This is a genomic window from Companilactobacillus nodensis DSM 19682 = JCM 14932 = NBRC 107160 (assembly GCF_000615905.1).
In the GTDB taxonomy this organism is placed as follows: Bacteria; Bacillota; Bacilli; order Lactobacillales; family Lactobacillaceae; genus Companilactobacillus; species Companilactobacillus nodensis.
This window is the reverse complement of sequence record NZ_BAMN01000040.1, coordinates 1-8131: the sequence shown is the minus strand read 5'-3', so window position 1 is coordinate 8131 and position 8131 is coordinate 1. Positions and strand designations below refer to the sequence as shown.

The window sequence follows — 8131 nt, the reverse complement described above, 5'->3', positions numbered from 1 at the left end:
TTAAAATTTTTAGCCTAGATTTATTAATTGAACTTTGGTTATATCATCACCGACAGATATACCCTCAACGACATCTGTATATCTCATATCGTGAGGTAACTTGATCTCATAAACATTCGTATAAGTATACGAACCATCTTCTGTCTTATTTGCTCTAAAGTTGACATTTCTAATACTGATCGAATGTTCTTTAAAATAATTGAGTATAAACTTTTTGCCCTTTTTCTTATCTAAATACTGAATCTCCACTTTTTTGAGCGGATTGACACGAACAATCTGCTTCAAGAATGCAACGACACCGTATACGACAACAAAACTTGCGACAGCAATTGTATAGTTACCCATACCAACAGCCAAGCCGATACATGCAACAACCCAAAGACTAGCAGCAGTAGTCAATCCCTTAATGGAATGATGCTCCACAATTATTGTTCCGGCACCCAAGAAACCAATACCACTGATAACTTGAGCAATCAATCTTGCCTCATCAGCTCTTATAATGCCCTTGTAAGCTGGATATTGACGTGCAACAGCAATTGCATCGAATCCAATTTCTTTTTGAATCATGGCCACGATACAGGCACCTAGACAAACCAAAATATGTGTTCTAATTCCAGCTGGACGATGCTTATGAGCACGATCCCAGCCAATAACTCCAGAAATACCTGTTGCCAAAAGTAATCTTATTATTACCGTTATAATATCTAAATGTAAACTCAATTGAAACACCTCTAATACAACCTTACCACATAACAAAAAGGTCCACGATACTGAGTTTATATCGTGAATTAAATTAATTATTTTATAATGATTTGATTTCGATTTGGTCTACCAAATCATCCAAATCACTGAAGTCGGTCAAAGCTGAAGTTGCGGCCGTGGAACTAGCTGCTGCCAAACTTTTCTTCAAATTATCCTCCACAGCAAGTCCTTGTTCCATTCCAGCCACGAATGTTCCCAACATCGTGTCACCTGAACAAGCTGTATTAACTACTTTGACGTCGGGGGCATTGCCGAACCAAATACCGTTGTTATTGGCATAAATAGCTCCTCTTGCACCCAATGAAAGTAAAATATTCTTAGCACCATTTGCCAAAATCCTCTTAGTGTAATCAGCTAGTTCGTTTAAATTCTCAGTATGCTGCACACTGAACCAGGATAATAATTCCTCATCATTTGGTTTAAGCAGAAACGGATGATATTGCAACGTATCCAATACCTCAGAATAACTGGTATCAATTATCAAGTCGAATCCCTGCATCTGAGACATTTTAGCAATTTCAACAATTATTTCTGGATCAATTCCAGTGGAAAAACTACCGGATACGATCAATTTGTCTTGATCAGTCAAACTAGCAATCACATTCAAGAATTCTTGAACTTCCTTTTCACTCAATCTAGGTCCTTTATTAACTTCTTTATATTCAGTGTTTGGATTTAATACCCGTGTAAAAACATTGATCCGTGATATTCCAGCAACATGAGTGAATTTAGTTTGGATTCCCTTCTCTTGTAATGATTCTTCAATAAATTTACTTGTGAATCCCCCACCAATGCCGAGGGCAGTACTGTCTACTCCGAGCATTTTCATAATAAACGAAACATTAACACCTTTGCCGTTAGGAATAATATCATAACTATTGGTGCGATTAACGACATCAGGCTTTAATTGATCCGTCTCAATAAACAGATCAATCGCTGGATTCAAGGTACAAGTATAAATCATATTGTTATCTCCTCTTACTTTATAAAACCAATCATACGCAATCACAGCAAAAAAGAGTAATGGAAATTTATTTCCACTGCTCTTTTTACGATCAAAATTTACAGTTCAACTACTAAATTCAATCTACTTAATCAAACCTAAACGACGTTTAACATCTTCTAATTGTGCTTCCAAAACTGGATCTCTTCTACTCAAGATATCAAGCGTACTTGCCTTTGGTTCTGATTTTTTTCTAGGTTGAGACTTCTTAGGTGTAGTACTTTTCTTAGCCACCTTTTCTTGTGGCTTAGAGTTCTTATCATATTTTCTGACCCAAGCGGATACTTGTTGATAAGAAATTCCGTATTTTGCACCAGTTTCTTTAAAGTCATTGTCATGTGCAATGGCATAATTGGCAATTTCTATTTGTTGTTTCTCATTGTACTTCATGCTAAAAACTCCTAAACAGCTTATTGTATAAAATTATACCATAGATTATGGCATTAAAAATATGGGTTCTTGAGTGATAAATAAAATTCTTACTATCTATAATACAATTATCTAGGATTTTTGTTAATTTATAACAAAAAAAGAGTGACCCGGGGAGGTCACTCTCTGCGCAATGAGGATGGGAAAAATAACCGCATACCTCAGCTTCATATTATCATATTATTTAGGAATATTTACAATTAAGTGCAAAAAAAATGGTAGCTCAGGGAGGAACCACCATTATTCAACAGAATTCTGTTATAAACATGAAATTATCAAAGGAGAGGAGTTGTAGGAATTCCCCTCCGACAAATAATATATCATAAAGATATATATATTTTTGTAATACAATTTTAATTATCAACCGTTAATATCCAGTTTACACACCTTACAAACGTTGATATATCAATGTTATCCAGTATTCTTCTAATATATTGCTCAATTCATTTATAAGATTTCTAATATCTTGCCATTCTGTCAACTGTCCATTTCAAAACACAAAAAAGAAGCTGAAATTGCCAGCTTCTCAGAGAAAAATATCAAAATGAACACAACTATCCCACAAACGAAAGTTTTTGATTCAATGTAAATAATCTTTGCTCTGTGAAAATGAATGAAAATACTTGTGAATATGATGGAGGAGTTGAGAGGTTTGGATAAAAGAAATCACACGATACGAAATCCATTTCATTTTCAATTTTGCATTGTTCCCAGCTACGGAACAGGATTAATCCCCAATTACCAATTGGTAAATTAATTGTATCGCAATTGGACTATACCGTATACCATGAATTTATAATAATTTAATATTTATAAATTTATTAATCTTTACAGCTATTACTGAAAAGATCGATTATCTTACTGAAAGCTGGTGTCTTCAAGGTGTTGGTACGATAAATTACCAAAATATAAAACGGTGGCAGTGTTAAATTATTGACTTTAACCTCCTGAATCCCCTCTTCTAAGGCACTCGCTGTTTCAGCAATGAAGCTGATCCCTTTGTCTGCCTTCACTAAATTCAATAGTAAATGATAATCAGATGTTTCAAAAATAACATTTGGCAAAACATTATATTTATCAGTGAAACGTTTGAATACTTGTCGATGAACCGAATTACTGTCAGTTAAAATGAATTCTTCCTTTAGTAAATCATTCAGATCGATTGAACCACCGAAATCTCTCTTATCAGAAGCTATCAAATTAAAATGGTGAACTTTGATAACTTTATATTCCAATTCAGCATCTTCTGGCAGTCTTGTCGTCCTAATAAGGAAATATCAAGACGGCCATTTTTTAATTCTGCTAAAAGTTCCTTTGACCCATCAACCACTTGATCTATTTCTTTCAAAAAATTATTTTCCTTTAATTCATCAAAAATATTTGGTAGTAAATAATTCGTGATAATAGGAGGAAAACCCATTTTGATTTTGCGCTCCTTTAGTCGACTCAAATCTGACTTTGCCAAATATTCCTCACGCAGAATTCTGTTTATATGTTTTAGTAATTGATTTCCTGCGTAGGTTAGACGCAATGAGTTAGCATAACTCTTTCTCTCAACTAATTGCATACCATAATCTTCTTCCAGGCGCTTCAATGAATAAGTTATCGTCGGTTGACTAACGCCGAAATGACGAGCTGTATCAGAGAAATTTTTCAATTCACTTAACTTTTGAAAGTATTGCCAATCTTTTGAATTCAATGTATCTTCACTCACTTATAAATTATTTTTATCAATTATAACATATTTGACTATATTTTTTATAAGAGTATATAGTAACAATCGAAAGTTAAATAAGTGATATTCAGGAGGAATTTTTATGAAGGAATATAAAGGATTAGATTTATTAAACAATCCGTTTTTAAATAAGGGAACTGCATTTACTAAAGAAGAAAGAAAAGCTAACGATCTAGAAGGTTTACTACCACCATTTGTACAAACACTCGATCAACAAGCCGATCAAGCATACGAACAATATGGAAAGAAACCAACTCCTCTAGCAAAGCGCATGTATTTGATGGACCTATTCAATGAGAACCGTACATTGTTCTTCAAACTATTCAGTGAACACGTTTATGACTTTATGCCCGTTGTTTATGATCCAACAATCTCTGAAACAATCGAGGACTACAGTCACCTATTCTTAGATCCACAAAATGCTGCTTACCTATCAATTGATGATCCAGATGCCATCAAAGCAAGTTTGAAAAATGCTGCCGGCGGCCGTGATATCAAATTGGTCGTTGTTACTGACGGTGAAGGAATTCTTGGTATTGGTGATTGGGGTCTACAAGGTGTAGATATTTCAGTTGGTAAATTAATGGTTTACTCAGCCGCAGCTGGCGTTGACCCTAAGTCTGTCCTACCAGTTGTGCTCGATGTTGGTACGAACAACAAATCACTACTAAATGATGATCTATACCTCGGTAACCATCACGAACGTGTTACAGGTGACAAGTATTACGACTTCGTTGATCAATTCGTTAATGCCGCTGAAGAAGCATTCCCTAACATGTATCTTCACTTCGAGGACTTCGGTCGTGATAACGCCGCTAATATCTTGAACAAATACAAAGATCAAATTTTGACATTCAACGATGACATCCAAGGTACAGGAATTATCACACTTGCCGGTATCTTAGGTGCTTTGAATATTTCTAAGGAAAAATTCACTGATCAAGTTTATATGTCATTCGGTGCTGGTACTGCCGGTGCCGGTATCACAAAACGTATCTATGATGCCATGGTGTCCGCTGGTCTATCTGAAGAAGAAGCCAAGAAACACTTCTACTTGGTAGATAAACAAGGTCTATTGTTCGATGACACTGAAGGTTTGACACCTGAACAAAAGCCATTTACAAGAAGCCGTAGTGAATTCGCTAATGCTGACGCACTTACGAATCTTGAAGCAGCTGCCAAAGCTGTTCATCCAACTATCTTAGTTGGTACATCTACACAACCTGGTGCATTCACAGAATCGATCATCAAAGAAATGGCTGCTCACACCGCACGTCCAATTATTTTCCCACTATCAAATCCAACTAAGCTTGCTGAAGCTAAGGCTGAAGACTTACTGAACTGGACTGATGGTAAGGCACTAGTTGCTACTGGTGTTCCCGCAGAACCAGTTGAATTGAACGGCGTTACTTACTATATTGGACAAGCTAACAACGCCCTCGTCTACCCTGGTCTTGGACTAGGTGCAATGGCTGTGAATGCCAAGCTACTTAGCGACGGTATGATCAATAAGGCCGCTCATTCACTTGGCGGAATCGTTGATCCAGACGAAGCTGGTGCTGCCGTACTACCTCCAGTTTCAAAACTTGATCAATTCAGTATGACTGTTGCCTTGGGTGTAGCTCAACAAGCAATTGATGAAAAATTATCAGATGCAACAGATGCACAAAAGGCCATCGACGACATCAAATGGGAAGCAAAATATTAAAATGTAAATTTATTTATCGTTTATAGAGAAGGGAAATTTTACTCATGGAAGCATTTATCACCTCACTAGAAAGTGTTGCCGAAATCGTAATCGTTATCGCCCTTGGCTACTGGCTAAGAAGTTCCGGTCGTTTGGGTGACGAATTTAAAGAAAACATATCATTCATCATTATGAAGATTGCCCTACCAGCATCAATCTTCGTTTCAGTATTAAAATATTTAACACGTGACAAGTTATCAACTTTAACAGGCGGTTTGGTCTTTGCCTTTGCCAGTTTCGTATGCAGTTACCTAATTGCATGGATCTTAACAAAGGTATTCAGAATCCGTAAAGGTCGTCGCGGTACATTCATTAATATGTTTGCCAATGCTAATACTATTTTCATTGGACTACCACTTAACATGGCACTGTTTGGCACAAAGAGTTTGCCTTACTTCCTTGTTTACTACGTTATGAATACCATTTCTACCTGGGCCGTTGGTGTATTCTTCATCTCTGCCGATGATCCTACTGTCGAAAAAGGTACCAAAAAAGATTTCAATTGGAAGAAATTACTTCCTGCCCCATTAGTTGGATTCCTGGTATCACTAGTATTCCTATTGCTAGCTATCCCCGTTCCCGAATGGATCGATAAGACTCTTGATATGGTCGGCGGCATCGTTACACCAATGTCACTTATCTACATCGGTATCATTCTTGCTGACGCTGGTTTGAAGTCGATCGGCTTTGACCGTGACACTATCCTGGCATTACTCGGTCGATTTATCTTTGCCCCAGCCATCATGATTGGATTCGTCTTGCTAGGCAAGTCAATGGGAAATGCTCTCCCAAGTCTTGAAAGCAGTACTTTGATCATTCAAGCTGCTGCACCGGGACTGGCTGTTTTACCAATTCTGGTCGGACAATCACACGGTGATGTAGAATACGCAACTAACGTTGTAACAACTTCAACGGTTCTATTCGTAGTAGTTGTTCCAATCTTAATGCAAATCGTCAACTTCATTTAATGCAAAAAAGCTCGCAGAAAAATTATTTTCTGCGGGCTTTTTTGATCTTGCGATAATACATTCTAGTCCTGATAAGAGTAAGCAGCCAGATCAAATGATTCTTCTTACCAGTCTTCCAATATTTAATATCATTTTTGATTTCTAGTCGATTGAGCAAGGGATAATCATGCCTCAAATATGAATATAACTGTCTAGTGCTAATATCACCTTCCCAGTTATCCTTACTAACAAACTGGCTACGAGTACTCATAAAATTTTTATCGACTATAAAAACTGATTTTACTTTTGCCACAGATATCGGTGGCTGTAAATTAGTTCGATGCGGTGCCATTTCAATATTGATCAGCGCACCCTTCAAAATCGACTTCCAATCATCCGATTCAGTTCGATGATTTCTCATAGCTCGTTGCAGATCTCTCGGCAACTTAAAGTGAAGTGTCTTACCATCTACACGCTTAACCTTGACTGCATAATAAGTTTTGATAATAATCCACCTCTCTATTCTTATTCCTATCGTACCGATGTACGTCAAACTTTGCCAACAAAACTTTTTATATCATTTATTGCAATAATAATGTAAGCATCTTATGTAACTTCGAATAATTTATGTTATGTAACCTTAAACACAATTTTGACATTCTTGACAAGGACAACAATTAGCTTCAATATTAAATAAGAATTAAAAACACTAACGGAGGCAATTCATGACATTATTGAGTACAAGTTTTCGTACAAATTATCTTCACACTTATTTTAAAACTACAGTGGTCATCCCTGACACTGGCAAGAAGGACTATAAGGTAGTTTGGTTATTGCATGGATACACAGCTGACGATACAACTTGGATGCGCAACGTCAACATTGAAAAGATTGCTGAAAAAAATGATATTGCAGTAATTATGCCTGAAGGCAGAAATGCTTTTTATACCGATTCTGACTTCATTCCCTATTATAGTTTCTTCATTAAAGAATTAATGCCTAAGATGCAGAATTTACTACCTATCTCCGACAAAGCTGAAGACAATTACATCTCCGGTGTAAGTATGGGTGGCTATGGCGCACTGAAGATTGGCTTCTCTAATCCTGATAAGTTCAGTAAGATTGCTGCCATGTCACCGGTCGCTGATATTAAGCATTTCAGCAACAATCCTAAGAGTCCTATGCCATTACAAACATTCGATACGATTTTTGACTCACCTGAAAAGATTGCTCAGAACCAAATTATCAACATCTTTAATCAATTCCACCCTAAACAAAAGGTACTACAATTATGTGGTGACGATGACTTCATGCATGATGACAACGTTACATTGAAAGATTTCTTGACTGATAATCTTGGTAATGATTATACTTGGATGCCAGTTAGCGGTGATCACTCATGGAATACATGGTCAGCTAACGTTGATAAGGTATTTGATTGGTTAGTATAATCTGGTCCCCTATTTCTTGACATGCTGTGACATTTACCGCAAGATTAATAATAAATA

At 36.6% G+C, this 8131-nt stretch carries 9 protein-coding genes; 3 read left to right on the top strand and 6 right to left on the bottom strand.

Annotated features, from left to right (window positions below):
* Window positions 1-9 precede the first annotated feature (9 nt).
* The 5 genes from JCM14932_RS13670 to JCM14932_RS17320 form a co-directional block, all read right to left on the bottom strand.
* Complete coding sequence (locus tag JCM14932_RS13670) at window positions 10-729, bottom strand: MgtC/SapB family protein (protein ID WP_439644409.1); 720 nt, start codon at window positions 727-729, stop codon at window positions 10-12.
* Between the two features lie 73 nt (window positions 730-802).
* Window positions 803-1726 carry a 1-phosphofructokinase gene (gene pfkB / locus JCM14932_RS13665; protein WP_025025354.1) on the bottom strand — a complete coding sequence of 308 codons (924 nt, stop codon included), beginning with the start codon at window positions 1724-1726 and terminating at the stop codon, window positions 803-805.
* Window positions 1727-1849: 123 nt separating this feature from the next.
* Entirely contained in the window at window positions 1850-2155 is a 306-nt protein-coding gene (locus JCM14932_RS13660) for a helix-turn-helix domain-containing protein (protein WP_025025353.1), read from the bottom strand.
* Window positions 2156-3015: 860 nt separating this feature from the next.
* Window positions 3016-3429 (bottom strand): LysR substrate-binding domain-containing protein, encoded by a 414-nt coding sequence (locus tag JCM14932_RS17325; protein WP_235700613.1) that lies wholly within the window; start codon window positions 3427-3429, stop codon window positions 3016-3018.
* Window positions 3390-3893 carry a LysR family transcriptional regulator gene (locus JCM14932_RS17320; protein WP_235700612.1) on the bottom strand — a complete coding sequence of 168 codons (504 nt, stop codon included), beginning with the start codon at window positions 3891-3893 and terminating at the stop codon, window positions 3390-3392. The genes JCM14932_RS17325 and JCM14932_RS17320 overlap by 40 nt, the downstream gene beginning before the upstream one ends.
* Before the next feature lie 118 nt (window positions 3894-4011).
* Between JCM14932_RS17320 and JCM14932_RS13650 the strand changes: the two genes are divergently transcribed.
* Complete coding sequence (locus JCM14932_RS13650; RefSeq protein WP_025025352.1) at window positions 4012-5637, top strand: malolactic enzyme; 1626 nt, start codon at window positions 4012-4014, stop codon at window positions 5635-5637.
* Window positions 5638-5681: 44 nt separating this feature from the next.
* Entirely contained in the window at window positions 5682-6644 is a 963-nt protein-coding gene (locus tag JCM14932_RS13645) for an AEC family transporter (RefSeq protein WP_025025351.1), read from the top strand.
* 22 nt (window positions 6645-6666) lie between these two features.
* Here JCM14932_RS13645 and JCM14932_RS13640 read toward each other — a convergent pair whose 3' ends face one another.
* Window positions 6667-7176, bottom strand: a complete 510-nt coding sequence (locus tag JCM14932_RS13640; RefSeq protein WP_025025350.1) for a DUF7679 family protein — start codon at window positions 7174-7176, stop codon at window positions 6667-6669.
* A gap of 172 nt (window positions 7177-7348) precedes the next feature.
* Here JCM14932_RS13640 and JCM14932_RS13635 point away from each other — a divergent pair, with 172 nt between their 5' ends.
* Window positions 7349-8074 carry an alpha/beta hydrolase gene (locus tag JCM14932_RS13635; protein ID WP_025025349.1) on the top strand — a complete coding sequence of 242 codons (726 nt, stop codon included), beginning with the start codon at window positions 7349-7351 and terminating at the stop codon, window positions 8072-8074.
* The last annotated feature ends 57 nt before the right edge of the window (window positions 8075-8131 follow it).

Bases quoted from the DNA above. Each gene is read 5' to 3' on its own strand.
- JCM14932_RS13645 (WP_025025351.1), top strand. From the start codon at position 5,682: ATGGAAGCATTTATCACCTCACTAGAAAGTGTTGCCGAAATCGTAATC.
- JCM14932_RS13660 (WP_025025353.1), bottom strand. From the start codon at position 2,155: ATGAAGTACAATGAGAAACAACAAATAGAAATTGCCAATTATGCCATT.
- pfkB (WP_025025354.1), bottom strand. From the start codon at position 1,726: ATGATTTATACTTGTACCTTGAATCCAGCGATTGATCTGTTTATTGAG.
- JCM14932_RS13635 (WP_025025349.1), top strand. From the start codon at position 7,349: ATGACATTATTGAGTACAAGTTTTCGTACAAATTATCTTCACACTTAT.
- JCM14932_RS13650 (WP_025025352.1), top strand. From the start codon at position 4,012: ATGAAGGAATATAAAGGATTAGATTTATTAAACAATCCGTTTTTAAAT.